Origin of the sequence: Castellaniella sp. MT123, from assembly GCF_039614765.1 — a bacterium.
In the GTDB taxonomy this organism is placed as follows: domain Bacteria; phylum Pseudomonadota; class Gammaproteobacteria; order Burkholderiales; family Burkholderiaceae_B; genus Castellaniella.
Window position 1 is genome coordinate 1,421,125 of sequence record NZ_CP154879.1, and the last position, 25,961, is coordinate 1,447,085.

General features: G+C 64.0%; 28 protein-coding genes and 2 tRNA genes. 18 read left to right on the top strand and 12 right to left on the bottom strand.

The window, feature by feature from the left end; genetic code table 11:
- Positions 1-9 precede the first annotated feature (9 nt).
- Positions 10-978 (top strand): ABC transporter ATP-binding protein, encoded by a 969-nt coding sequence (locus ABCV34_RS06540; RefSeq protein WP_345798401.1) that lies wholly within the window; start codon positions 10-12, stop codon positions 976-978.
- Complete coding sequence (locus tag ABCV34_RS06545; RefSeq protein WP_345798402.1) at positions 975-1,943, top strand: ABC transporter permease; 969 nt, start codon at positions 975-977, stop codon at positions 1,941-1,943. The genes ABCV34_RS06540 and ABCV34_RS06545 overlap by 4 nt, the downstream gene beginning before the upstream one ends.
- A 40-nt stretch (positions 1,944-1,983) precedes the next feature.
- On the opposite strand, the gene ABCV34_RS06550 is transcribed toward ABCV34_RS06545, so the two are convergent.
- Positions 1,984-2,808: an EcsC family protein gene (locus ABCV34_RS06550; protein ID WP_345798403.1), complete on the bottom strand. Its 825-nt coding sequence runs from the start codon at positions 2,806-2,808 to the stop codon at positions 1,984-1,986.
- Positions 2,809-2,984: 176 nt separating this feature from the next.
- Here ABCV34_RS06550 and ABCV34_RS06555 point away from each other — a divergent pair, with 176 nt between their 5' ends.
- A complete protein-coding gene (locus ABCV34_RS06555; protein WP_345798404.1) occupies positions 2,985-4,598 on the top strand; it encodes a methyl-accepting chemotaxis protein in 1,614 nt (537 codons plus the stop codon).
- A 64-nt stretch (positions 4,599-4,662) separates the two neighbouring features.
- Here the strand turns inward: ABCV34_RS06555 and ABCV34_RS06560 are convergent, their stop codons facing one another.
- Positions 4,663-4,956, bottom strand: a complete 294-nt coding sequence (locus ABCV34_RS06560) for a hypothetical protein (RefSeq protein ID WP_345798724.1) — start codon at positions 4,954-4,956, stop codon at positions 4,663-4,665.
- Positions 4,957-5,764: 808 nt separating this feature from the next.
- On the opposite strand from ABCV34_RS06560, the gene ABCV34_RS06565 reads away from it, so the two are divergent.
- Positions 5,765-5,950, top strand: coding sequence for a hypothetical protein (locus ABCV34_RS06565; RefSeq protein ID WP_345798405.1), 186 nt, complete (start codon positions 5,765-5,767; stop codon positions 5,948-5,950).
- A gap of 61 nt (positions 5,951-6,011) precedes the next feature.
- Complete coding sequence (locus ABCV34_RS06570) at positions 6,012-6,281, top strand: hypothetical protein (RefSeq protein ID WP_345798406.1); 270 nt, start codon at positions 6,012-6,014, stop codon at positions 6,279-6,281.
- Between the two features lie 773 nt (positions 6,282-7,054).
- Here ABCV34_RS06570 and ABCV34_RS06575 read toward each other — a convergent pair.
- The 10 genes from ABCV34_RS06575 to ABCV34_RS06620 all read right to left on the bottom strand — a co-directional run bounded on the left by ABCV34_RS06575 (position 7,055) and on the right by ABCV34_RS06620 (position 12,327).
- The gene (locus ABCV34_RS06575; RefSeq protein ID WP_345798407.1) at positions 7,055-7,276 is read right to left on the bottom strand and encodes a hypothetical protein; all 222 of its coding nucleotides are present in this window, start codon (positions 7,274-7,276) and stop codon (positions 7,055-7,057) included.
- Positions 7,277-7,513: 237 nt separating this feature from the next.
- Positions 7,514-8,278, bottom strand: coding sequence for a hypothetical protein (locus tag ABCV34_RS06580; protein WP_345798408.1), 765 nt, complete (start codon positions 8,276-8,278; stop codon positions 7,514-7,516).
- Complete coding sequence (locus ABCV34_RS06585; RefSeq protein WP_345798409.1) at positions 8,275-8,631, bottom strand: hypothetical protein; 357 nt, start codon at positions 8,629-8,631, stop codon at positions 8,275-8,277. Before ABCV34_RS06585 ends, ABCV34_RS06580 begins: the two co-directional genes overlap by 4 nt.
- A 1-nt stretch (position 8,632) precedes the next feature.
- Positions 8,633-8,878, bottom strand: coding sequence for a hypothetical protein (locus ABCV34_RS06590; protein ID WP_345798410.1), 246 nt, complete (start codon positions 8,876-8,878; stop codon positions 8,633-8,635).
- The gene (locus ABCV34_RS06595; RefSeq protein WP_345798411.1) at positions 8,875-9,099 is read right to left on the bottom strand and encodes a hypothetical protein; all 225 of its coding nucleotides are present in this window, start codon (positions 9,097-9,099) and stop codon (positions 8,875-8,877) included. The genes ABCV34_RS06590 and ABCV34_RS06595 overlap by 4 nt, the downstream gene beginning before the upstream one ends.
- Positions 9,092-9,334, bottom strand: coding sequence for a hypothetical protein (locus ABCV34_RS06600; RefSeq protein WP_345798412.1), 243 nt, complete (start codon positions 9,332-9,334; stop codon positions 9,092-9,094). The genes ABCV34_RS06595 and ABCV34_RS06600 overlap by 8 nt, the downstream gene beginning before the upstream one ends.
- 287 nt (positions 9,335-9,621) lie before the next feature.
- A complete protein-coding gene (locus tag ABCV34_RS06605; RefSeq protein ID WP_345798413.1) occupies positions 9,622-9,873 on the bottom strand; it encodes an AlpA family phage regulatory protein in 252 nt (83 codons plus the stop codon).
- Between the two features lie 96 nt (positions 9,874-9,969).
- Positions 9,970-10,686, bottom strand: a complete 717-nt coding sequence (locus ABCV34_RS06610; protein ID WP_345798414.1) for a hypothetical protein — start codon at positions 10,684-10,686, stop codon at positions 9,970-9,972.
- Positions 10,687-10,783: 97 nt separating this feature from the next.
- On the bottom strand, positions 10,784-12,043 hold the full coding sequence (locus ABCV34_RS06615; protein ID WP_345798415.1) for an integrase arm-type DNA-binding domain-containing protein: 1,260 nt from the start codon (positions 12,041-12,043) through the stop codon (positions 10,784-10,786).
- A 199-nt stretch (positions 12,044-12,242) separates the two neighbouring features.
- Positions 12,243-12,327, bottom strand: a tRNA-Leu gene (locus ABCV34_RS06620).
- Between the two features lie 108 nt (positions 12,328-12,435).
- Here ABCV34_RS06620 and rnr point away from each other — a divergent pair.
- The 13 genes from rnr (at position 12,436) to ABCV34_RS06685 (ending at position 25,949) form a co-directional block, all read left to right on the top strand.
- Positions 12,436-14,874 carry a ribonuclease R gene (rnr, locus tag ABCV34_RS06625; protein ID WP_345798416.1) on the top strand — a complete coding sequence of 813 codons (2,439 nt, stop codon included), beginning with the start codon at positions 12,436-12,438 and terminating at the stop codon, positions 14,872-14,874.
- 154 nt (positions 14,875-15,028) lie between these two features.
- Entirely contained in the window at positions 15,029-15,775 is a 747-nt protein-coding gene (rlmB, locus tag ABCV34_RS06630) for a 23S rRNA (guanosine(2251)-2'-O)-methyltransferase RlmB (RefSeq protein WP_345798417.1), read from the top strand.
- 44 nt (positions 15,776-15,819) lie between these two features.
- A complete protein-coding gene (locus tag ABCV34_RS06635) occupies positions 15,820-17,058 on the top strand; it encodes a cystathionine gamma-synthase family protein (RefSeq protein ID WP_345798418.1) in 1,239 nt (412 codons plus the stop codon).
- A gap of 264 nt (positions 17,059-17,322) precedes the next feature.
- Entirely contained in the window at positions 17,323-17,595 is a 273-nt protein-coding gene (locus ABCV34_RS06640; RefSeq protein WP_269495036.1) for an HU family DNA-binding protein, read from the top strand.
- Positions 17,596-17,748: 153 nt separating this feature from the next.
- A tRNA-Val gene (locus ABCV34_RS06645) sits at positions 17,749-17,824 on the top strand.
- A 90-nt stretch (positions 17,825-17,914) separates the two neighbouring features.
- The gene (locus ABCV34_RS06650) at positions 17,915-18,790 is read left to right on the top strand and encodes a DMT family transporter (protein ID WP_345798419.1); all 876 of its coding nucleotides are present in this window, start codon (positions 17,915-17,917) and stop codon (positions 18,788-18,790) included.
- Between the two features lie 55 nt (positions 18,791-18,845).
- Positions 18,846-19,937, top strand: coding sequence for a tRNA 2-selenouridine(34) synthase MnmH (gene mnmH / locus ABCV34_RS06655; protein ID WP_345798420.1), 1,092 nt, complete (start codon positions 18,846-18,848; stop codon positions 19,935-19,937).
- A gap of 66 nt (positions 19,938-20,003) precedes the next feature.
- Entirely contained in the window at positions 20,004-21,053 is a 1,050-nt protein-coding gene (gene selD / locus ABCV34_RS06660; RefSeq protein ID WP_345798421.1) for a selenide, water dikinase SelD, read from the top strand.
- A 29-nt stretch (positions 21,054-21,082) separates the two neighbouring features.
- On the top strand, positions 21,083-22,612 hold the full coding sequence (locus ABCV34_RS06665; protein ID WP_345798422.1) for a helicase HerA-like C-terminal domain-containing protein: 1,530 nt from the start codon (positions 21,083-21,085) through the stop codon (positions 22,610-22,612).
- 42 nt (positions 22,613-22,654) lie between these two features.
- Entirely contained in the window at positions 22,655-23,278 is a 624-nt protein-coding gene (locus ABCV34_RS06670) for a DNA-3-methyladenine glycosylase I (protein ID WP_345798423.1), read from the top strand.
- Complete coding sequence (locus ABCV34_RS06675) at positions 23,275-23,718, top strand: DUF3293 domain-containing protein (protein WP_345798424.1); 444 nt, start codon at positions 23,275-23,277, stop codon at positions 23,716-23,718. Before ABCV34_RS06670 ends, ABCV34_RS06675 begins: the two co-directional genes overlap by 4 nt.
- Before the next feature lie 149 nt (positions 23,719-23,867).
- Positions 23,868-25,022 carry an ABC transporter substrate-binding protein gene (locus ABCV34_RS06680; RefSeq protein ID WP_345798425.1) on the top strand — a complete coding sequence of 385 codons (1,155 nt, stop codon included), beginning with the start codon at positions 23,868-23,870 and terminating at the stop codon, positions 25,020-25,022.
- 45 nt (positions 25,023-25,067) lie between these two features.
- The gene (locus ABCV34_RS06685) at positions 25,068-25,949 is read left to right on the top strand and encodes a branched-chain amino acid ABC transporter permease (protein ID WP_345798426.1); all 882 of its coding nucleotides are present in this window, start codon (positions 25,068-25,070) and stop codon (positions 25,947-25,949) included.
- Positions 25,950-25,961: the final 12 nt, after the last annotated feature.

Here is a 25,961-nt window from a genome sequence, read left to right on the forward strand (position 1 = left end):
GGGCCTGCCATGAACGGACCCGCTACCACTCCGATGGCAGGAGACACCCCGGCCATCGCCGCCCAGGGGCTGGGCAAGGACTACGGATCGCGCACCGTCGTGCAGGCGCTGAATTTCGAAGTGCGGCGCGGCGAGGTCTTCGGCCTGCTGGGCCCCAACGGGGCCGGCAAGACCACGACCATCCTGATGCTGCTGGGCCTGACCGAGGCCACTCGCGGCCAGGTCCGCGTCCTGGGAGAGGACCCCTGGCGCAATCCCCTGGCCGTCAAACGCCATGTCGGCTATATGCCTGATTCCGTGGGGTTCTACGACCACCTGAGCGCCCGCGACAACCTGCGCTACACCGCCCGGCTGCTCGGCATCCCAATGGACGAGCGCGACGCGCGCATCGAGCAAGCCCTGGGACGCGTCCGGCTGGCCGATCGCATCGACCAGCGTGTGGGGACGTTCTCCCACGGCATGCGCCGCCGCCTGGGCCTGGCCGAGATCCTGCTGAAGCAAGCCGCCATCGCCGTTCTGGACGAACCGACCTCCGGACTGGATCCGCAATCCACGGAATCGTTCCTGCGCCTGATCGAATCGCTGCGCGACGATGGCGTCACCGTGCTGCTGTCGTCCCACCTGCTGGACCAGATGCAGCGCATCTGCGACCGGGTCGCACTGTTCAATACGGGGCGCATCGCCCTGATGGGGCCGGTGCAGGCCCTGGCCCGACAGGTACTGGGCGGCCACAGCCACGAAGTGCACATTCACGCCGATGGCCCCGACATCCAGGCGGTCCTGGCGGCCGTCCCCGGCGTCGGCAGCGTGCGCCTCGACGCACCCGGCCACTACGTCCTGCAGGCCGAAAGCGACGTGCGCGCCCAGGCCGCACAGGCTGCCGTGGTGGCCGGCGCGCAGCTGCGCGATCTGACCGTGGACTCCCCCAGCCTGGAGCGCATCTACCGGCAGACCTTCACCAAGGATTCCCCGACATGAGCACACCCCGCCTGGGATCGCCCTGGCACGGCCTGGGCGCCGTCCTGTCCAAGGAACTGGCCGACCATCTGGGCAGCGCCCGCATGCGGCTGCTGGAATGGCTGATCGTGCTGACGGCCGCCGCAGCCCTATATAGCGCCATAGAAGGGATTCGCCAGACGACCTCGTCGGATCCCTTCGTCTTCCTGCGCCTGTTCACCGACACCCGCGCCCCCCTGCCATCGTTCGCCGCGCTGCTGGGGTTTCTGATTCCGCTGGTCGCCATCGGCCTGGGGTTCGACGCCATCAATAGCGAATACAGCCGCCGTACGCTCAGCCGCATCCTGTCGCAGCCCATCTACCGCGACGCCCTGCTGCTGGGCAAATTCCTGGCCGGCCTGGCGGCCCTGGCCATCTGCCTGGTGTGCCTGTGGCTGCTGGTGATGGGCGCAGGCCTGATCCTGCTGGGCGTGCCCCCCAGCGGCGAGGAAGTCCTGCGGTCCCTGGCCTTCCTGATCGCAGCGCTGGCCTATGCCGGCGTCTGGCTGGCCGTGGCGCTGCTGTGCTCGATCCTGTTCCGCTCGGCATCCACGTCCGCCCTGGTGGCGCTGGGCCTGTGGCTGTTCTGCGCCCTGTTGTGGCCGATGCTGGCTCCGGCCCTGGCCCAGGCCATCGCCCCGCCTGATCTGCTGACGCTGATGAGCGGCGGCGTGGACCTGCATACCGTCGCCTGGCAGCGCAGCCTGCTGCTCCTGTCGCCCGCCACCCTGTTCAGCGATACCGCCATCACCCTGCTGAGCCCCGCCACCCGCACCCTGGGGCCGGTCTTCCTGTCGCAGCTGCAGGGAGCCCTATTGGGCAGCCCCCTGCCCCTGTCGGAAAGCCTGGCAATCGTGTGGCCGCAGTTCACCGGACTGATTGCCGCCGTGGTGGTGCTGTTCACGGCCGGGTATGTGGCGTTTCAGAGGCAGGAGGTGCGGGCGTGAACATGCGCGGATGCAGGCCACCTCAGCGAGGACAGGCACCTCATTCATCTCCCAACGCCAGATACACCGCCCGCACGACCTCTTCCCCGTACTTCCGCTCCAGCCGCCGCACGACGAAATGACCGCGCGCCATGTCCTGAAAATGGTCGATGAACAGCGTGTTGATCAGCGCGCCGCCAGCGGCGCCCAGTGCCGGGACCGCCTGGGCAGCGACCTTTTCGGTGACCTGGATGCCGAAACGATCGGCAACCACGGTGATCAGGCGAACCATCGCGGGGGCGGCCGCCTGATCCGCCACGACCTGGGCACCCAGATAATCGGCCGCCTGACTGACGGCCCTGGCCAGCGCCACGCGCACGGCGTAATAACCGCTTTCGGTGGCATCATCGGCGCCGGCCTTGCCCCCCAGCGCAAAGACCATCAGGCATGCCTTGCGCGTGTCGTCATCCCGTAGAGATTCACCTTCGCTGCGGGCGATGGCGGCGATGGAACGCATCATCAGTGTGGTGGAGATGGGCAGTTCCACCGCCAGGCCGGCAACGCCAAAGAAGCCGCCCACTCCGCCACTGAGCGCCGCCCCCCATTGGTGCCAGCGCTCGGCACCGCCCCTGCCAGGGGCATCATCCAGGGTGGAAATCGCCACATCCGCCGCTTTGCTCAAGGCCATTCTTGTGATGTCCATGATCCGGCCATGCCAGCCGGAAGGCAGCATGTCCAGGCCTTTTTCGATCGGCGCACCGACCAGATTGGTCATGCGGGCAACCAGGCCAGGATTTTCCAGCAGTTGACGGGCCGTGCGCAGATCGCGCAGATCATCGGCATTCATCGGCATGTCCATGGGGTCGTTCCATTCTTGTTGATCCATGTGGATATTGTGCACCGGACATGCGGCAAACCCTGTCGCTTCTGCCGTGAAGACCGAGGTCATCATGTCCCTTTAACCCTATAACGATCAGGCATATCAGAAAGATCACATCGCATAGTCATGATTTGAAGCATTCCGACTAAGATCGCCGCATTGAGCCTCTTCGAGACAACGCCATGCGCGACATGAAAATCAGCACCCGACTGACCCTGGGATTTGGCTTCGTGGTCATCCTGTTGCTTATCCTGTCGGGCATCGGTGCCTGGCGCATCCTGGATTCGCAACGGGACAATCAGGAACTGAGCCACCGGCTGAAGACCAACGATCTGATCCAGCAACTGACCCGTCAGGTGGGCATCAACGCCAACCAGACACAGGCCACGCTGGCGGCCGACCCCGATACGCTGCGCGCGCTGAAGACCTCGATCGCGACCTCCGACACACAGATCCAGAAAATCAGCCAGGAACTGGCGGACATGCTGTCTGGCACCGATACGGCCGCGCTGCTACGGCAGGCTGCGAAAGATCGCAAAACCTATCTGGATAGCCGCGATCAGGCGTTCAAGAATCTGGACAGCGGCAACTACGGCGAGGCGGATGCGTTCTTCAACCAGCAACTGCCGAAAATGACCGCCGGCTACCTGGGCCGAGTCGACCAGTTGTCCGCCCGCCAGAGCGAATCCGTCCGGCAGTTGTTCGACCAAAGCGCTCACTCCAGCGAACTGGGCCTGACGGTGCTGGCCATCGCCACACTGCTCGCCCTGATCCTGTCGCCCCTGTTCGCCTGGCGGGTCACGCGATCGATCATCCAGCCGCTGCGCCACGCGGTGGGCCTGGCCGGCGCCGTCGCGCAACGGGATCTCAGCGTGCGGATCCAGTCACGCGGACGGGATGAGATCGGTCAACTGCTGTCGGCGCTGGGCGCCATGGCGGACAACCTGCGCCATGCGCTGGGCGAGGTGCACGGCAGCTCGGATGCGATCGCGTCGGCCTCGGCCCGGATCACGGCGGGCAACCTGGACCTGTCCTCGCGCACCGAGCAGCAGGCCAGTTCCCTGGCCGAAACCGCCGCCACGATGGAACAGATCACTGCCACCGTGCGCCAAAGCGCGGACAATGCCCAACAGGCCAATACCCTGGCGGAATCGGCCACACGCACCGCCACCGATGGCGGCACGATCGTCGCGGAACTGGTCGGCACCATGGGCGAGATCAACGTCAAATCCCAGCAGGTGGCCGACATCATCGGTGTCATCGATTCGATCGCCTTCCAGACCAACATCCTGGCCCTGAACGCCGCCGTCGAGGCCGCCCGCGCCGGCGAGCAGGGCCGCGGATTCGCCGTGGTCGCCGCCGAGGTGCGCGCCTTGGCGCAGCGATCCGCGGGGGCTGCGAAGGAAATCAAGGCGTTGATCGACACGTCCGTTGCAGCCACCGCCAAGGGCAACGAGCAGGCCGCACGGGCCGGCGCCACGATGCGCGACATCGTGGAAAGCATCCGCCGCGTCACTGACATCATGGGCGAGATCAGCGCCGCCAGCCGCGAACAAACCACCGGCATCGAGGAAATCAATTCCGCCATGACACAGATGGATGGCGTCACCCGCCAGAACGCCAGTCTGGTGGAAGAATCCGCCACAGCCGCCACAAGTCTGCGCAATCAGGCCGATGCGTTAGCGGATCTGGTGGCGACGTTCACGTTGCACGAGTCCGATTCCGAGGCCATGGTTGCGCCAACAGCGGACATCCCCGCACGGCGCGCCGCAGTCCCGTTGCTGATGGGGACATGACGTCCCGCGCCTGGAATCAGGGGATGCTTAGAAAGCAGACATGTCCGTCCAGCGCATCAGGGCTTCAATCGTCGTTCTCGTCATCGCGGTGATGGCGCTTCCAATGACCGTGCGCCCCATACGGTCTCCGCCAATCCCGGTCGCGCTCATGATCCCATCCGGGATAAGCCCTGCCGCCGACAATGACCACACCAGGGCCATAGACCTCGTCGGGGGCCTCGTAGATCACGGGCGGAGGCGGCGGCGCGTACACCACAGGGGGCGCCACGTACACCGGTGCCGGGACGCCCAGGTAGACCCCGACGTCGACATCCGCCAGGGCGATGCCGGACACGGAAAAGGCGCAGAGGCCGGTCATCAAAAGCAGGGCTGTACGTTTCACATCACTCTCCGGTCAGAAGCCGCAGGTAGCCTGATGGCGATGGCGGAAATGCTAATCCTCTTCCCCGCCCCAGACTGAAACCGCCACGATTCGTTTGTAACGAGAAACGCGCGTGCGCAGCCATGTCTACCGATTAGCTGCGCGGCCCGTCACAAAGGATGCGACGCAGCTTTCGTGGTGTGTGGGGTCAGGACAAAGGGGCTCAGCCGACAGACGAAAGCCCCAAGGCCACGCAAGTACCGCGCCCTACCGAGCTATTGATCTCCATGCACCAGGTACGCATCCGCCAGCCACAGAAACACCAATTGAGCGGCGCTGACCTCGGGGCGCTCACTGACGTAGAGCGGCCAGAGGACGGAAGCATGTCTTCTCACTGCGGCCACTTGCGCTGTATCATGACGGCGCAAGTTACATCCTGTTGAAGAAACTGCCACCGGTAGCAGCGGACAGGCTGTGATCCCAAAAGGATCCATCCGAGGCATGGAACGGATGACCGCGCCTTCTGGTGTGGCTTCGAACTATAGGCCTGGTGGGCACTGAGGAAGAGGTACCGCAAATGATGAATGGCTCAGGAATGTTATTTTCGCTTGTAGGCTATCTCGTACTGATCGGGATCCCGGCAGCAATCATTTTGGGAAAGGCCGGATACAGCAAGGCTTGGGTCATCTTGGCATTCATTCCGGTAGTGAACCTGATCGCGCTTTGGGTGTTTGCGTTTGCAAACTGGCCTGTGCTTCGCAGGTAGCGCCTTCTGGCTTGGGTTTGACGGGCAAGGGGAAAGATGATGAACGAAGCAGCAACGGCAGGCATGATGGGCGGATTCGCCATCGTATGGGTCATCCTTGGCTTAGTACTCGCGGTTCTGTGGATCGCCCTACCCTTCGCGGTGTTCGGAATCAAGAAGCGGCTCGACGCCATCCTGGTGGAACTGAAGCGTATCAACAGCGTCCGGCCGCCTGAGGGTAGGTAGAGAGGCTTCTGGCGTGGCTACGGCCTCTGACCAGTAGCCGGACCAATGCGAGGAGAGACAGATGGAAGAAAACGACCAAGGCGGCCAAATCCTGGATCTTCTCGGGAGGCACAGTGGCTCCATCAACTCCTTGATGGTGGATATCCGCAACGTATCCATGGATGTGATTGTGCTCAGAGCCATGGTCTCCGGGCTGATGGAGCACGCCGAGGACGCTGGCGTGGATCTTCGACCTGCATGCATGACCATGCACGACCAGTTGCCAGAAGAGTACCGGGCGGCTTTCGTTGATCGTCTCAGGATGATGTACGGTATCGACCTGACCGTGTAGGACGTGCCTTCTGGTGCGGGGGTGGAAGTAGTGGGACGTCTGACAAGCAATTTGACTCCCGGGAGACACATACCCAAGCATGTCCATAACGTGGGAGGAGGTCACGGCCTGGCCTTGCGGATCGCCACGTCTGATAGCTGCTGGGCAAGCTTGGGGATAGTCTGCGCCCCATGAGGACCCGATTTGAGCATTTGACCTACAAGATACTCAAACACGATAGCTTCAACTGGACGAACATCGGACGCTATCGGACCCGCTGAAAGCAAAAAACCCGCAAGACTGATTGTCTATGCGGGTTTCGCTTTTCGATGTCGGATCACACCGGACTATATTGGACTTCTTAAAACTAAGAAGTGGTCAGGAGAGGCAGCAAACAATCAGAAAACACGCCACTTTCCAGGTACGCACACTTTCAAAGTACCCAAACTGGTACCCAAAAATAACGGCTTGGGCTAACCTCGCACAACTTCCGCCGCAAGTTCAGGGGTGTACCTTTTTTGTGCCGCCATCGTGGGGGCTCCCTATCGTCGTTTTCTCATTCCTGGTCGGGGGCGGCTGCTCCGTCCGGTACTGGGCGGGAACCTGACACCGGGAACGCCCGTTGCAGATTGCCTGAACCGTGGCCTTGGGCATGTCCATTTTGCGTGCAATCTCGCCATAGCTGTCCCCCTGGCCGCGAAGCTTCAGCACCAGGTCAATTTCCGTATTGGTGTACCGGGCACGGGGGTGGTCTTCACCAATGCGCAGGTTGCCTTCGTTAACTGCGTACCGTCTCATGGGTTGAACCGCCCCCGTGGCGCGTCGGGTATCAGGTCGTCGGGTGTGAAACCTCGCATCAGCAGTTCCCGCCGTACCCTGTGCATGGCACCGGCCACGACGCGCCGCACTTCTGCCACCGTCACCGGCCGGCCTTCCTGTTTGGACAGCCACGCGGCGATTTCCTCATCCGTCGCGGCATCGATCAGTGCAGCTTCGCTTGCGACAGCAGTCAGCATTGGTCACCTTCCAGTCATGTTGCCAAAGTTCGGCATCCGGTCTGGCGTCCGGCCTGGTGCCATCCTTGCGCGCCCGGTGTGCGTCGTCGTCGGGCATCGTCTTACTGCCGAGGCTCCTGACCCATCAGGAATCCACGGATGTCCTGCCCGGCTCTTGTTGGGCGAACTGGGCAATGGCGTCGGCCATGCCGGGAGGGTATTGGTTATCGGACATTTTTAGAGGACCAGTAGGGGTGGTTAAGCCCACCCGTTCTTTTTGATGAAATCACCCAGCGGATCACCGCTACCGCTGCTTTGCTGGTACCGGTACCAGCTCTGGGCGACCTTGCCGGCGCCCGTGAGCAGGGTTCCTGCCGCAGAGCCCGCGGGGTTGATACCGTCAGCACTGGCGGACTGCAATGCGCTGGTGGCGTTCAGGCCAATAGCCTGGGACTTCTGGTTCAGGGCCGCCATATCGGCGTTCGATTGCACGTTCATGGCCTGCACGCCAGACTGCAGCTGGGCATTCATGCCCTGTTCCCGGTAGCCCAGAGCCTGGCCCATGGCGTTGTACTGAATGGTGTGCGTGTCGATGTCCTTCACCATCCCGGTGGAGGCCTGCACCTCGGCTGCACTGCCCTCGCCCAGATCGACACCCCGAGCCGCCATGACTGCACGCTGTGTGCCCGCCACCTGGCCCGCACGCAGCGTCTGCTGCATGACCTGGTTCTGGCCGGTGAGCAACGCGGATTGCGCACCCAGTTCGGCCATCTTGGCGTTGTAGCTGCCCACGGTTTCAATGGCGTCCGCATTCGCGTTGCCGATGGTCAGCAAGGTGTTCGCGTTCGTGTCGGCGATGCCGGCGTTGATGCCCGACATCTTCGATTGAAAATCGAGGTTGCCCCGCTGCTCCTGCGCGCCGTAGTAGCTACCGGCGGCGGACATGACGCCCCCACCGATGTTGCCGATCAGCGAGGCCTGCGCAAGTTGGGCCTGCGCGAGTTGGGTGGATGGAATGGTCATTCTTCACTTTCCCGTGCTGACTGCAGCCGCGTTTGCGAGGAGTCGCGGATTACGCCCACATCACCGTGTGACTGGGATCGGGCCACGCTGGCCACGCTGGCCAGGAAGGCCTCGGCCGATTCCCACTGCTGGTCAAAGCCTTCCACGGTGCCGTCCGGGTTCAGGATGGCCCGATAGTCATCAATCAGCCCCTGCGGGCCTATCGGCAGCGTGCAGCCAGCACTGTCCACGGCAAATCCCACCACGGGGGTGCGCCACAAATCGGCGCTGCCATCGACCAGGGAAAGAGTGAAAAAGCCGGGGTATGCCGGGATGACGTGCTGAGGGGTAAAGGGCGGGGGTGTATAGGCCATGTCACTGCCCCGCTTGCTGGGTTTCGCCGCCCCACTGGGCGGCCACCCGGCACGCGCTGGCGTGCTTGCTCAGGTCTTCGCCATCGGTGAAAGGTGCGGGCATGCGTTGCACGGCATTGAGCAAATGCTGCGCTGCCTCGATGTCCCAGTTTTCCCAACAACCACGTTGCAGCCGCTGGGAAAACTGAAGCATTTCAATAGCCAGCGGCATCAGCATTTTCTCAGCCATCAACAGGCCGGCACTCATGCCTGCCCCTTGACCATCTGCGACGGCCGCACACCCTGGCAGGCGTCCACCAGGGCGCCATACTCCGAGGGGAGCAAGCGGGTCAGGTTCTCAACGCCAAAGCGGGCCAGCACGGCCACCGCCTGACTCCGCCCCCGCGTCACCACCAGTTTGATGATGGCCTGCTTGGCCTGTTCAAAGGTGACCGGCATATTAGCGGCCTGGGACTGTTGCTTATTCATGGCTCACCCCCGCGATGATGGACGCGATTTCACGCGCAAATTCGGCATTGAAGACAGTCGCCCGTTCAGGCAGCTCCGGCAGGCCAGCACAATGCGTCCGACACCGGGTGTCGCGCCAGTCAGTAAGGGTCAGGGATGGGGTACCGATGAACCAAAGCCGTGCCGAATGGCGGGCCTCACGTTCGGTCAGGGGGAAGGTGTGCGCAGAACGCGCAGGTGTGGGTAATGCAGCCATGGTCGGCTCCTTTGACGGTTGACCCGCCCACATCGCTTCCAAACGATGGTGGGCAGCAAGTGGCGGGGTTGGAAGACTGGCGTCAAAGGAAACCAGCGCACCGAAGTGCCCCCACCACCGCCGCCCAAAGGGTGCCATGGCACGCGGATACAAAAACGCCACCATAGGTAGGTGGCGGATGCTCCGCCTTTGACTGTACAGGCTTCCAAACCCGGCACGCTTTGTTTTGCGTGCAGGGACAGTATGCCGCAGGCCGTGGGATTGCGCAATCGCTGATTCGCCCATGGTCACAGCCCCTTGTGCTGGGCTTGCCAGGCCAGCGGGTCAGTCGCCCAGGCGTGCAGTTCCTCATTACGCCACGCGGCTACGCGGGGGCTGATCTTCACAGGGGCAGGGATTTTCCCCTGACGCACCCACAGCCACAGGGTTGAGGATGCGACGCCGCCCGCGAACTTGCGCACGGCCGGCTGGCGGGAAAACCCGGTGGCAGGCAGCTGGGTGTCAGGGATTGCCGCTTGGGCAGTGTCGGTATCGCTCATAGTTCCATCGGTATCTGTTAGACGACGATGGATGAATGCTATGGGCTTTTAAATTAGCGTTTTGCCAATTGGCAAAAGCATTTGCCACTGGCAAATTCACTTCAACAGCAAAGTCACCCCCTCGCTGACGCTTGCACGAATGTTCGAATTACCCAATCCACGGGAATTCGCATCGGGCATGGCGGACATCAATTCCGCCGTAGCCTCAGCAATTTGCAACGCATTTGGCCTGTCGCCCCGTCTATACCTGCCGGGCCGTTCCGCCAATAACAGCGCCAGCGCACCGACAAGTCGCAAGAGCCTATCCCGTTCCACCTCTGGTTGGCTGGGTATCTCGCTCGCCTTTTGCTCGCTGTCCCCCTCGGTCCAGAAATAGTGGGCACTCCTGTATCGCCTGGCCCTCAGCCAGGCGGCGATGTCTTCCCGGTGAAATACGATTTCATCGAAGGCCGGGTCATCTACAGGGCCTGTACGCCCCAATACGTCGACGAGGCCGACGAGACAAAACATGTCCCAGTCCATCCAAAAATCCTGACTTGGCAGGAATTCCCCATCCCTGCGCCAGGGTTCATCAGGCGTTGGGGATTTTGCCTTTTCCCACTGCTCAGCTTCTTGGTGAACCGTGTGATATGTGCGCTCCCAATCACGGGCCATTGCTTTTTTGATGGTCGATACCGGCCCTTTGTAGGTTTCCCGCTCAGTCTCCCAGTGCACTGGGTCAAGGCCGGCAATGAGACAGGCCGCCTCATGGGCCGTGAACTCTTCCAGCAAGTCGTAATGCGACAGGCTTACTTCTTCTTCGGTTTCGCTCATACACGCCGCCTCAGCATGTGCCCATAGATAGGTGCCAGCACCAGGCCGCTAGGCTTGCGGCTTTTCGCCCCGTCGGGCTAGGTGCTGGCGTACTCGATTACGCCCGCCGCATCTCGACGATAGTTTTCTGTCCTGCCTGCTCCTGCAGGAAATCCGCCCAGGTCTGCATCACCTGGCGCCGTTCATCCTCGAACCGTGCCCGGTCATAGGCCGCCTGGATTTCATCCTTCTTTGCGTGGGCCAACTGGGCTTCCAGCACATCCACATCGATTTTTAGCCGTTCGCGCGCCACGGTCCGCAGCATGGCCCGGAACCCGTGGGTAGCGTGCCGCCCCTTGAAGCCCATATCCCGCAAGGCTTTGCTCAAGGCGTCCCGGTGCATGTGTTCGTTGCTCTGACTGCCCGGGAAGACGTATTCACCGTCACTGTACTGGCGCACGCCCTGCAGCAGCGCCACCGCCTGGGTGGGCAGGCTCACGATGTGTTCATGACGCATCTTCATTTTGGCCGCCGGGATCGTCCATTCTGCCCGGTCAAGGTCGATTTCCGACCAGGCAGCAGAAGCCACCACACCCGGGCGGCAAGCCGTGTAGGCGGCCAGCAGCAGGCCGGCGCGCACGATGACGCCGGGGTATGTGTCGACCGCTCGCATGAGTGGCCCGATACCTTGCACCTTGGTGATGGCCGGTATGTGGCCACTGCGGTACTTGGGCAGCACGCCACGCAGCCTCAGCACCTGGTCATCGCCGCGCATGCCGCGCTGAATGCTGTACTCAATCACCCCATTCAGGTACTGGCGGGCCTTCCTGGCCAATGATGGCGCATCGGTACCCATCTGGTGCAGCACGTCCACCACGTCCTTGCTGGCCATGGTGCGCACGTCCAGGGTGCCGATGAAGGGCTGCAGGCGCTTCCTGACGATGAATACCGCCTTGTCATAGGTGGCCGTGGCCCATCCCGGCTTGCGATCCGCCAGCCAGGCATCAGACAGCATCGTGAATGAGTGGGCCAGTGCATCGGCGGCCACCCGTTCCGCTTCTATCTCATCCTCGGTCTTGGCCCGGTTCGCCGCCTTGATGCGGTCGACCATCCCCACCGGCTGCGCGCCCACCCGTACCCGCTGGTGCAGTTCCTCGGCAGCCTTGTGAGCGTCGGCAATGCTCATCTCGGGGTACACCCCCACGATCTTCTTTCCGCGCTTGCCGTCTGGGGTGCGGTAGCGCACCTGCCATTGCTTCAACCCTGACGGCTGGATGACCAGGTGCAGGCCGTTGCCAGAAGCCAACGTATAGGCGGCATCTTTCGGGCGGGCCTTTCGAGCGGCCAGGTCGCTGATTTGCTGGGCGAGTTTCGGCATGGGATTGGGTACTTTGGCGTCAGGTACCCATCCAAGGTACCCAAATTGGTACCCAAAAGCAATAGATTCAGTTGAACGAACATCGGACGACATTGGACCCGCTGAAAGCAAAAAACCCGCAGAACTCAATGTTCATGCGGGTTTCGCTTTTCGATGTCGGATCACATCGGACTATATTGGACTTCCTAAAACTAAGAAGTGGTGCCCAGGAGAGGACTCGAACCTCCACACCTTGCGGCACATGGACCTGAACCATGCGCGTCTACCAATTCCGCCACCTGGGCACGGCATAACGTGTATGCTATTGCTTTCGTCGAATCTCTGCGTTTTTGTTGCGTTGTTTCGGCGAAGACAGAACTATACAATACATTTTTTTTGGATGCAAACAGCCTTTGAAAAAGCGAACCAACAACGACAATAACCGCGACGCTTCCTCCTCGCCAACGGCCGACCTGCCGCCGGATTTCGATCCTAGCGTACCCAGCCGCGAACAGGTGCTCGACACCCTGCGCCACGCTGAAAAACTACTCTCGCTCGAAGCGCTGGCGGACGCCACGCACGCCTCGATTCCCCTGTCCACCGGCTTCATCCGCCGCATCAAGGCCATGGAACGCGATGGCCAGATACGCTTCAACGCGCAGGGTCGGTTGCAGATCTGCAGCGACACCGCCTTCATATCGGGCACCGTCCAGGGGCACCGGGATGGCTACGGATTCCTGATTCCGGACGATGGCAGCCGGGACCTGTTCCTGTCGACCCATGAAATGGCCAAGGTCCTGCATGGCGACCGGGTGCGGGTCAGGGTTTCCGGCGAATACCGGGGCCGCCCCGAAGGCACCATCGTCGAGGTCCTGGAACGCCGCACGGTGAAGCTCGTCGGCCGGTTCCTGAAGGAACACGGCACCTTCGTGGTTGCCCCCGAAGACCAACGCATCAAGCACGACATCCTGATCGCCCCCCAGGACTCCGGTGGCGCCGAACCCGGCCAGGTGGTGACGGTGCAGATCCTGCGCCAGCCCGCCAGCCATATTCAACCGCTGGGCCGCGTCACTGAAGTCCTGGGCGAAATCGACGATCCGGGCATGGAAATCGAGATCGCCGTGCGTAAATTCGACGTGCCGGTCGAGTTTTCCAAAGCCACGCTGCGCCAGTTGAACTCCATCCCCGACCAGGTCCGCGACGGCGAAACTGCCGGGCGCATCGATCTGCGCGACGTGCCATTCATCACGATCGACGGCGAAGACGCCCGCGACTTCGACGACGCCGTGTTCTGCATGGCCACCGACCTGGGCACCGAAAAACGCGCCCGCCCCGGCTGGCGTCTGCTGGTGGCGATCGCCGATGTCAGCCACTACGTGAAGCCCGGCTCGGCCCTCGACGACGACGCCCTGGATCGCGGCACCAGCGTCTACTTCCCGCGCCGGGTGATTCCCATGCTGCCCGAGGCCCTGTCCAACGGCATCTGCTCCCTCAATCCGGACGTGGACCGTCTGGTGATGGTCTGCGACATGATGATTCCGGCGAGCGGCGCAAAAGCCGGCACCGTCGTGGCCTACCAGTTCTACGAGGCCGTCATCCATTCCCACGCGCGGACCACCTACACCGACATCTGGGCGGCCCTGCAGCAGCCCACGGGACCGGCCGCGCAGAACCTGGGGGATCTGTATCCGCACGTTCAGACAGCCTACGAACTCTTCCAGGCCTTCGCACAGGCACGCCGGTCGCGTGGCGCCATCGACTTCGATACGGTCGAAACCCGCATCGTCTGCAATCCGCTGGGCCGCATCGAAAGGATCGAACCTTATACCCGCAACGATGCCCACAAGCTGATCGAGGAATGCATGCTGGCCGCCAATACCTGCGCGGCCGACTTCATCGTGCGCAACAAGCGTCAGGCACTGTTTCGCGTGCATGACGGCCCCACCCCGGAAAAGCTGCAGACCCTGCGCGACTACCTGCGCCACATCGGGCTGACGCTGGACGGCGGCGACGATCCGCAGACCGCCGACTATGCCAAACTGATCCAGGCCAGCCGCGCGCGCCCCGATTTCGAACTGATCCAGACCATGTGCCTGCGTTCGATGCAGCAGGCCATCTACAGCCCGGAACAGACCGGCCACTTCGGCCTGTCCTACGAACACTACGCGCACTTCACATCGCCCATCCGGCGTTATCCGGATCTGCTGGTGCACCGCGTCATCCGCGGCATCCTGCATAAACAGCGCTATCAGCCGCCGACCCTGCCGGGTACCCCGGCCGATCCCTCGCTGCCCGCCAAGGTCAACGAGCACGACGCCTGGGACGCCTTGGGGGCGCTGCTGTCGGCGCGCGAACGGCGCGCGGACGATGCTTCCCGCGATGTCGAAGCCTGGCTGAAATGCTGGTTCGTGCGCGAGCATGTGGGCGAGGTCTTCAGCGGCCGCATCAGCGGGGTCACCAGCTTTGGCGTCTTCGTCACGCTCGACACCCTGTACGTGGATGGGCTGGTTCACATTTCCGAACTCGGTAGCGACTACTTCCAGTACAACGAGGCGTTGAACGAACTGCGCGGCGAGCGCACAGGCTTTCGTTATCAGTTGGGGGATGCCCTGCAGGTGCAGGTGTCACGCGTGGACCTGGAAGCACGCCGCATCGACTTCCGTCCCGTCCGGGGCGAGGACTTCAAGTCCCTCCAGGCTGAAATCGAAGGCGAACCCCGCGGCGCGCAGCGGCCGCACAAAAAGGCGGCAGGCGCCAAGCCGGCCGCCCTGCGCGGCACCACCGCCCGCCAGCGCCGCGCCGACGCCAAACGCGCAGCCCGTCAGGAAACTCCGCGCAAGCGACACAACTGACGGCCGAGGCTCGATGACGACCGGTTGATTTCCAACCCGTCGTCATTCACTCTCCGCGCCAGGATCCGACCGCCTGATCCTGGCGGACGGGCTCTACAATAACGGACACGGCCCGGGCGGAACGCACCGGGCACACCGCCCTTTCAGGAACACCATGTCATCCCAACAGATTCTGGCCGGCTTTCACGCCGTGCAGGCCCGACTGCGCCATGCGCCCGACTCCATCCGCGACGTCTACCTGGACACGACACGGCAGGACGCCCGCATGCAGCGCTGCATCCAGCAACTGGAATCCGCCGGCGTGCGCTGGCATGCGGCTGACGCCCAGCGCCTGGATGGCCTGGCGCATGGCGTGCGCCACCAGGGCATCGTTGCCCTCGCCCGTCCCAGGCCGCTGGCCGTCGCCGTCGACGAAGTGCTGGACACCCTGGAAGACCGCCAGGAACCAGCCCTGCTCCTGGTGCTCGACGGCGTCACGGATCCGCATAATCTGGGCGCCTGCCTGCGCACGGCGGACGCCGCCGGCGTCCATGCGGTCATCGCTCCAAAGGACCGCGCCGTCGGCCTGAATACGACCGTGCAGCGCGTGGCCTGCGGCGCCGCCGACACGGTCCCCTACCTGATGGTCACCAATCTGGCACGCACCCTGCGCACTCTGCGCGAGCGCGACGTCTGGCTGGTGGGCACGGACGATGGCGCCAGTCGCAGCCTGCACGACGTCGATGCGCGACGCGCCATGGCCTGGGTCATGGGCGCGGAAGGCGAAGGCATGCGCCGCCTGACGCGCGAGACCTGCGACGAGTTGGTCTCGATCCCCATGCGGGGCTCCGTCGAAAGCCTGAACGTCAGCGTCGCCAGCGCCGTCTGCCTGTACGAGACCGTGCGCCAGCGCCTGGTCTGAAAAAGCGCATAATGCCGGGATCTTCGCCACTTTTGCCGCACACCATGTCAGCCCCAGGTTTCACGACCCAGACCGTCCATTTCGGCCACCGCGCCGATACCGAGCATGGCTCGGTTCACGCCGCCATCCACCCGTCCACCGAATACACCTACCGGGACGCGCACGAACTGGCCGCCGTCTTCCAGAACCGCAAAAAGGGCTACACCTACGCCCGTACGGGCACGCCGACTACAGCGGCCCTGGAAACGCAGATCTCGATGATGGAACAGGGCAACGGCACGGTCGCGTTCGCCACCGGCATGGCGGCACTCAACGCCGTGTTCTTCGCCCTGCTGCGCCAGGGCGACCACCTGATCGCCAGCAAGTACATCTTCGGCAACACCAACAGCCTGCTGATGACGCTGGAAAATTTCGGCGTAGAACTCAGTCTGGTGGATGCGACCGACGTCGCTCAAGTCCAGGCGGCCCTGCGTCCGAACACCCGCATGGTGTTCGTGGAAACCATCGCCAACCCTGGCACCCAGGTCGCCGACCTGAAGGCGATCGGCGATCTGTGCCAGGCCCATCGGCTGGTGTATGTGGTCGACAGCACCCTGTCGTCGCCCTATCTGCGCCCGGGGCGCGACTTCGGCGCCTCGCTGGTGGTCAATTCCCTATCCAAGCATATCGGCGGACACGGCAACGCCCTGGGCGGCGCGGTCACCCAGACAGGCCTGTACGACTGGACCCATTTTCCCCACATCCACGAGGCCTACCGCAAGGACGATCCCCATACCTGGGGACTCATGCAGATCAAGAAAAAAGGCCTGCGCGACATGGGGGGCACCCTGTCTTCCGATGTGGCCCACCGTCTGGCCGCCGGCGCCGAGACCCTGGGCCTGCGCATGGACCGCATTTGCGCCAACGCCCTCGCGCTGGCGCACTTCCTGGATGACCACCCGCTGGTGGAACGGGTCCAGTATCCGGGCTTGCCCAACCATCCGCAGCACGCCCGCTCCACGGAATTCTTTGGCGGGCGCCATGGCGGCTTGCTGGGTGTGGTGCTGAAGGAACAGACCGACGTCTTCGCCTGCCTGAACCGTTTACACGTGGCGGCCCTGGCCACCCACCTGGGTGACAACCGCACGCTGGTGCTGCCGGCAGCGCACACGATCTACTATGAAATGGGCGCCGAGCGACGGGCGCTCATGGGTATCCCCGACGGATTCCTGCGCATCTCCGTTGGAATCGAAGACGAAGCCGATCTGATCGACGATTTTGCACAGGCCCTCGAGATACGCTGAGATGTCCGGGTATACCCGTAGAATCAACGCTGGCTTTAATGAACGTCAGGAAATACGCGGTTCTTCAGCGGTTTTTCGCTTGACACTGCCCGCCATTCGAAGGCTTAATACGCCTTAGCCACCAAGTCCGGCCGGGGTCCGATCACAGACTGTGCGGCCCCGGGCAGCACCAGCCGGGCGGGATGGCATGACACCAGACACGTCCATCAAATAACCCGATGGATCATCCATCGGGTGACAATAAACCTCAGGGGTATCTTTTAAATGAACAAGACCGAGCTGATCGAGCATATTTCCTCCAAAACCGATCTGTCCAAGGCCGACGTCGGCCGCGCCCTGGAAGCCTTCGTCGGTGCTGTGAAGACCACCCTGAAGAAGAAGGGCTCGGTCACCCTGGTGGGCTTTGGCACCTTCGCCGTCTCCGAGCGGGCCGCCCGCACGGGCCGCAATCCCCGCACCGGCGAGGCCATCAAGATCAAGAAAGCCCGGGTGCCGAAGTTCCGTCCGGGCAAAGCCCTGAAGGACGCCGTGAACTGATCGGTTCCCGCGCATGAAAAGGCCGCCGCTTCCGGTGGCCTTTTCATTTTGGCTCGTCGCCCGATCGGCGTCTGCGCGCCTGCCATGGTTTGCCCCGCTTGCCTGGCACCGATATAATTGCGCCCTGGCCGTCCGGGCGACGGTGCGGTACCCGGGTGCTTAGCTCAGTTGGTAGAGCGGCGCCTTTACACGGCGTAGGTCGGGGGTTCGAGCCCCTCAGCACCCACCACCCCCGGGATCCGACCCTCTCACGGGGCCTAACGCGGCGGCTGCGCCGGATTCGTCCCGACCTGCGGCCCGCACACTTCGAACCCTATCCGTGTCCACCACCACCAAGGCTTACCTGCAGCTTCACCTATGCGTGATCCTGTGGGGGTTCACGCCGATCTTCGGCCGTCTGATCTCCCTGGATGCCTTGTCACTTGTCTGGTGGCGTATGCTGATCACGGGCATCGCCTTGCTGGCACTGCCCAGCGTCCGGCACCAGCTTCGACGGATGCCATGGCGGCTGACCGGCGCCTACGCCGCGATCGGACTGCTGCTGGCAGTCAGCTGGCTTCTGTTCTACGGCGCGATCAAACTGTCGAATGCCTCGGTCGGCGCGATCTGCCTGGCGGCCGGCCCCATCTTTCTTGCCATCATCGAACCGCTGATCACCCGGCGGCCGTTCAATGCGCGGGAACTTCTGCTGGGTGTCGCCCTGATCCCAGGCATGGCGCTGATCGTCGGCGGCATCCCGTCCGACATGTACCTGGGACTGGCCGTCGGGCTGGCCTCCGCCTTCTTCCTGGCCGCATTCAGCGTCTTCAACAAGCGGATGGTGGACCGTGCCGGCGCGTTGGTGGTCACCGGCACGGAAATGACCGCGGGCGCCCTGTCCCTGATGATCCTCGCCCCCGTCATCCCGCACACCGGCGCCGCGCTGCAATTGCCCGGCTGGCAGGATGCCTGGCTGCTGGTGGTGTTCGCGGTTGGATGCACGCTGGCACCTTTCGTGCTGCTGATGAAGGTGTTGCGCCACATCAGCGCCTTCACGATGCAGATGGCCACGAATCTGGAACCGGTCTACGCGATCCTGATCGCGATCCCGCTACTGGGCGAACAGATGGAGCTCAGCCCGCTGTTCTACCTGGGGGTCGTGGTCGTGATCGGCGCCGTGATCCTGCAACCCATCATCGTGCGCGGCAAGGTCTGATCCTCGCATACCCGCCGGCCCCCACCACCCCGGGTGGCGGATCTACAATCCCCGCATGAATCGCCCTGCACACCCGCCCGGCTCCCTGCGCTGCGGCCTGGAATCCCTGGATCAATTCGACGAGATCATCGACGTCCGCACCCCGGCGGAATACGCCGACGACCACATCCCCGGCGCGATCAACGCGCCCGTCCTGAGCAACGAGGAACGCGTCCTGATCGGCACGATGTATGCCCAGGAATCCCCGTTCAAGGCCACGCGTCTGGGCGCCGCCCTGGTGGCGCGCCACATCGCCGGCTATCTCGAAACCCTGTTCGCGGATCGCCCCCAAAACTGGCGGCCACTGATCTACTGCTGGCGCGGCGGCAAGCGCTCCGGCTCCATGACGACCTGGTTCAACCTGATCGGCTGGCGCGCGCGGCAGCTGGACGGCGGCTACAAGACCTGGCGTCGTCATGTGATCGACACCCTGGAAACGGCACCTGCCCGACTGAACTGCATCGTGCTGACCGGCCCGACCGGCTCGGGCAAGACACGGCTGCTGCAGGCCCTGGGCCAAGCAGGCGCCCAGATTCTGGACCTGGAAGGCCTGGCCCGCCATCGCGGGTCGTTGTTGGGCGATCTGCCTGAACAGCCACAACCCAGTCAGCGCGGCTTCGAATCGGCGCTGTTGCGCGCCATCGACGGCCTGGACCCGGCACACCCGGTCTTCATCGAGGCTGAAAGCCGCCGCATCGGCCAACTGAGCCTGCCCGATGCGCTGCTGCAGGCCATGCATGGCGGGCGCTGCGTGCGCGTGCAGGCCACGCTGCCGCAACGCATCGAATTCCTGCTGCAGGATTACCGCCACCTGTTCGACGCGCCGGACGCATTCAAGCAGACACTGGAACGGCTCGTGGGGCTGCACAGCCGGCAGACCATCCACGACTGGCAGACACTGATCGACGCCGACCGGCGCGCGGAGCTGTTCCAGGCGCTGGTCCAGGACCACTACGATCCGGCCTACCGGCGCAGCAGCCACAGCCACTATGACGGGCTGGCACAAGCCCCCGTCTTCGACTACGACCCGACGGATGCCGATGGACGCCAGCAGGCACTGGCGCTGATGCGGCAGTGCGGCTTGCTCGTCCCAACTCCTGCTTCCTGATCGCAGCCTGACAGAAAACCGAATCCGCTACCACGAGCGGCCTGAAACACCTGGAACATCTCCATCATGACCGAAACCACGACTCCTCGCCTGACATCCCTTTCCCACGGCGGGGGATGCGGCTGCAAAATCGCGCCCGACGTGCTGGCCAGCCTGATGCGCAACGCCCTGCCCGCCAGTCTATTCCCCGATCTGCTGGTCGGCACACAGTCCTCGGACGACGCCGCCGTGTATCGCCTCAACGACGATCAGGCGCTGATCGCCACGACCGATTTTTTCATGCCTATCGTGGACGACCCCCATGACTTCGGCCGGATCGCGGCGACCAATGCGCTGTCCGATATCTACGCCATGGGCGGGCGCCCCATCATGGCGCTGGCCCTGGTGGGCATGCCCATCAACGTGCTGCCGCACGACACGATCGCAGCCGTGCTGGCGGGCGGCGCCTCGATCTGCCAGCAGGCGGGCATCCCCATCGCCGGCGGACACTCGATCGATTCGGTCGAGCCCATCTATGGCCTGGCCGTCATGGGCCTGGCCCACCCGGACCAGATCAAGCGCAACGACCAGGCGCAGGCCGGCGACATCCTGATCCTCAGCAAGCCGCTGGGGGTTGGCATCCTCTCGGCCGCGCTGAAGAAAAACCAACTCGACGACGCCGGCTATCAGGCCATGATCGGCAGCACCACCCGCCTGAATACCCCCGGCACCCGGCTCGCACAACTGCCCGCCGTGCATGCGCTCACCGACGTCACCGGCTTCGGCCTGCTGGGCCACACGCTGGAAATGTGCCGGGGATCGGGGCTGAGCGCCGAACTGGACTATGCGGCGCTGCCCTGGCTGGCGCCGGCACGGGACCTGGCACGGACAGGGATCCAGACAGGCGCGTCCGGGCGCAACTGGCGCGCCTGCCAGAGTGAGATCACGCTGGATGCCGGCCTGCCCGCAGAAGCCCAGGCGCTGCTCACCGACCCGCAGACCTCCGGCGGTCTGCTCATCGCCTGCGCCCCGGAAGCCGCCAACGAGGTCCTGACCCTGTTGCGCGCCGATGGCTTCGGCCAGGCTTCGCGGATCGGGCGACTCGGCGCTGGTGCGCCACACATTCGGGTATCCTGAGCTTTCATCGTCCAAACCAGGGATCCTCTATGGCCGAGCCTCTGATCATCGCCCGCAACCCCGACTTCCAGGCGACCCTGCTGCCCCAGATGGCCAACCGGCACGGCTGCATCACCGGCGCCACGGGGACTGGCAAAACCATCACCCTGCAGGTGCTGGCGGAATCTTTCTCCCGCATCGGCACCCCGGTCTTTCTGGCCGATGTGAAGGGCGACCTGGGCGGCATCTCCCAAACGGGCACCCCAACCGCGAAACTGACCCAGCGGCTGCAGTCCCTCGGTCTGCCGGAACCCGCCTGGGGCGCCTGCCCGACCACGCTGTGGGACATCTTCGGCGAACAGGGTCACCCCGTGCGCGCCACGGTGTCGGATCTGGGGCCGCTACTGCTCGCGCGCATGCTGGATCTGAACGACACACAGGAAGGCGTGCTGAACATGGCCTTCCGCGTCGCCGACGACGAAGGCCTGCTGGTGCTGGATCTGAAGGATCTGCGCACCATGCTGCAATACGTCGCCGACCACGCCAGCGAACTGCGTACCCGCTATGGTCAGGTCTCCGCGACCTCGATCGGCGCCATCCAGCGCAGCCTGCTGCGCCTGGAATCCGAAGGCGCTGAACAGTTCTTCGGCGAACCGATGCTGGACGTCTTCGACTGGATGCGTACCGACGCCCAGGGACACGGCATGGTGAACATCCTGGCGGCTGACCGCCTGATGCAGTCGCCGCGCCTGTATGCCGTGTTCCTGCTGTGGATGCTGGCCGACCTGTACGAGCGGCTGCCAGAGGCCGGCGACCTGGACAAACCCAAACTGGTGTTCTTCTTCGACGAGGCCCACCTGCTCTTCAAGGACGCCCCCAAGGCGCTGCTGGACAAGATCGAGCAGGTCGTACGCCTGATCCGCTCCAAAGGCGTCGGCGTCTATTTCGTCACACAGAACCCTGCCGACATTCCGGACACGGTCCTGGGTCAGCTGGGCCACCGGGTGCAGCACGCCCTGCGCGCCTTCACACCCCGCGACCAGAAGGCCGTCAAGACGGCCGCGCAGACCATGCGGCCTCGTCCGGGCCTGGACATCGAAGCCGCCATCACGGAACTGGCCGTGGGCGAAGCCCTGGTATCGCTGCTGGACGCCAAAGGGCAGCCCGTCCCAACCGCGCGCGTCTGGATGGCTGCGCCGGGTAGCCGCATCGGCCCCGCGACCCCTGACGAGCGCCAGGCACTCCGGTCGGCATCCCTGGTGGGAGGCAAATACGACCAGGTGATGGACCGCGAATCCGCCTACGAGATCCTGCAGCGGCGCGCCCAGGGACCCGATGCGGCGGAACCAGGCGCGAACAGAACTTCCGGCGCAGGCCGGGGCGCGACGGAAAACGGCGCCTCCGGCCAGGACGCCGGCGGCATGGGCGGCGCGATCGGCGATTTCCTCTTCGGATCCACGGGGCCTCGCGGCGGTCATCGGGACGGTGTCGTCCAGTCCGTGGCCAGGAGCATGGTGCGCAATGCAGCCAACCAACTGGTGCGCGGCCTGCTGGGATCACTGGTGGGCCGTCGGCGCTGATCGCCCCGGCCGACTCATTGCCCCGACCGGCATCCGACTCCCATGCCCACTGCCGCTTCGCCCACCCCCTCCCCGGTAGACATAGCCGGCGGCACCCCCGCGCGCTGCCGCTGGTGCACCGACGATCCGCTCTACATCCGCTATCACGACCAGGAATGGGGCGTGCCCTCGAGGAATCCGCATCATCTCTTCGAGATGCTGATCCTGGAAGCCTTTCAGGCCGGGCTGTCGTGGCTCACCATCCTGCGCCGGCGGGAAGCATTCCGGACGGCCCTGTTCGGATTCGATCCCCAGGCGCTGGCCCGCACCGATGCCGATTGGGTACAGGACCGGATGCGGGATACGAGCATCATCCGCAACCGCCTGAAGCTGCGGGCGGCGGGCACGAATGCGCGCGCCTGGCTGGCCTTGTCCGATCCGGTCGAACTGATCTGGTCGGTCGTCGACGGCCAGCCCAAAATCCACGACTACGCTGGCGTTGAAGAGATCCCCACGGCGGGTCCCGAGGCTCAGGTGCTCAGCCGGCTGCTGAAGCGCCATGGCTTCACCTTCGTCGGTCCCACCATCTGCCAAGCCTACCTGCAGTCGATCGGCTGCCTGATGGACCACACGACTAACTGCCACCGGCATGCCGAGCTGGCCGGCCCGCCACGACGCCGAACATGACGCCCCTGGTACAAGCCTACCGGGATGCGCTCTATCGCATCGACGCCGCCCCGACCCTGACCCTGCGCATCGGATGGGCGGACCCGGACCTGGAAATGTTGCACCGGCGCCACAGCTGCGCGTGCAGTGTTTTCCTGACCGCTTGCAACCCGCGCAGCCGCAGGTTGCGGCCTGCGGCCAATGCCCGGCGCATGCGGGCCCTGCAGCGGACGCTGTCCCGGGAGGGTCGGGCCTGGCTTCCGGGACGAAGCATCGACCCACTGGGTTTATGGCCAGACGAGCCCAGCGCCTGGATTCCAGGCCTGCCGCTGCCCGAGGCGCTGAATCTGGCCCGCCGCTTCGGACAGAATGCGCTCGTCTGGTGTGCCGCGGACGGCATTGCGCGTCTGATCTGGGTTCGCCGGGGACCTGCCGGGCCCGCAGGGCTGAACGGGACCTGAATCCGCGTCATTGCGCATTTTCATCGACAGTGGCTTGCACTAAAATCCGTCACGTAGTGCGTTTTGGGATCACAAACCGCGCCGGAATGCTTGGCAATTCGCCCATTCCCCCGCACCCGATCGAAAGCCGACATAAGGGTTTCATCATCATGCGCAGCACCTGCAAGATTCTGTTCCTCTCGCTCCTGGCCGCGGGCGGCCTCTCCACCGCGCAGGCCGCGGACATCAAGATCGGCATCGCCGAAGCGCTTTCGGGCCTGGCCGCGCAATACGGGCACTCCATCCGCAACGGCTTCGAACTCGCCGCCTCGGAAATCAACGCCGCCGGCGGCATCGACGGCAACAAGATCCAGTTCGTCGTCGAAGACGAGCGGGGCAAAAAAGAAGATGCGATCAACGCCTTCAAGAAACTCGTCTTCGCCGACAAAGTCCTGATGGTGTTCGGTCCGACCCTGTCCAATTCAGCCCAGGCGGCAGACCCCATCGCGCAATCCGCCAAGACCGTCGTCTTCGGCACCTCGAATACCGCGGACGGCATCACGTCGATCGGCAACTACGTCTTCCGCAATTCGGTCACCGAATCCGACGTGCTGCCGGTGACGCTTTCCGTTGCACAGCACAAGCTGAACCTGAAGAAAGTCGCCGTCCTGTATGGCAACGACGATGTCTTCACCGTCAGCGGCTACGACAACTTCAAGAAGGCGCTGGCCGACCTGAAGATCCCCGTGACCACGACCGAAACGTTCGCCAAGGGCGACGTCGACTTCAAGGCTCAGCTCACCAAGATCGCCAGCACGAATCCGGATGCCATCGTCCTGTCGGCGCTGCTGGCCGAGGGCGCGCCTATCATGGTCCAGGCCCGACAATTGGGAATCAAGGCGCCCTTCATCGGCGGCAACGGCATGAACTCGGTCAAGGTCTTCACCCTGGCTCCGGGCGCGTCGTCCAACGACCTGTGGGTCGGCAGCCCCTGGTCCATCGACAACAAGACGCCCGAAAACACCAAGTTCATCGCCGCCTACAAGACCAAGTTCAACGCGGACCCCGACCAGTTCTCGGCCCAGTCCTACGATGCCATGTACATCGTCGCGCAGGCCATGAAGCAGGTGAAATTCACCGGCGACCTGGCCGCCGAACGCGCCGCCCTGCGCAACGCATTGCCCAGCGTCAAATGGACGGGAGCGACGGGCCCGTTCGAATTCGCCCAGGCCAAGAACAAGGCCGGACAACCGGCGGGCTATGACGCCAGGCAGACCGCCATCGTCAGCGTCACCCGCGATGGCAAATACGTCATCGAGAAATAACCCACCCCCCTCTCGCATCCGGCGCAACCACACAGGGATCCGGGCATGCTGGCACAACAACTGGTCAACGCCTTGTCCCTGGGCTGCGTCTACGCGCTCTTCGCCCTGGGCTTCACGCTGATTTTCGGCGTGCTCGACGTCATCAATCTGTCGCATGGCGCGGTCTTCATGTCCGGATCCTATGCCGCCCTGTATTTGATCACCCGGCTGGGCCTGCCGCCGGCCGCCGGGCTCGTGGCCGCCTTCGCGGCTGCGGGCGCGCTCGGTGCCCTGATCGACCAGCTGGTGCTGCGGCCGCTGCGCAAGCGGGGCGCACCCCAGCTGATCCCCATGATCGCCACCATCGGGATCGCCATCATCCTGACCAATGGCGCCCAGGGTATCTTCGGTCCGGACAACCAGCGCTTTCCCCATGGCACGGTCCCCAGCCAGACCCTGATCCTGGCCGGGGTGCGGATCACGGTGGTCGAGATCGGCATCATTTTCCTGTCGTTCGCCCTGATGGCGCTGCTCATGTTCATGCTGCGCCGCACGCGCCTGGGACGCGCCCTGCGCGCCGTGGCTGAATCCCCCAAGGCGGCCTCGCTGCTGGGCATTCATGTCGAACGCGTCTTCCTGACCACCTCGTTCGCCGCCGGCGGCCTGGGCGGCATCGCCGGGGTGCTCATCGGCCTGTATTCCGACGCGATCTATCCGCTGATGGGCGAGCCGATGCTGCAGAAAGGGATCGCCGTCGTCATCCTGGGGGGGCTGGGCAGCATCCCCGGCGCCCTGCTGGGCGGCATCTTCCTCGGGTTCTCCGAAGTCTTCTCTGTCGCATACATCGGCTCAACGATGCGCGACGCCGTGGCCTTTGGCCTGCTATTCCTGGTGCTGCTGCTGCGTCCACAAGGACTGTTCAGCAAAGCCACGCAACGCAAGGCATAAGGGCCACAGCGA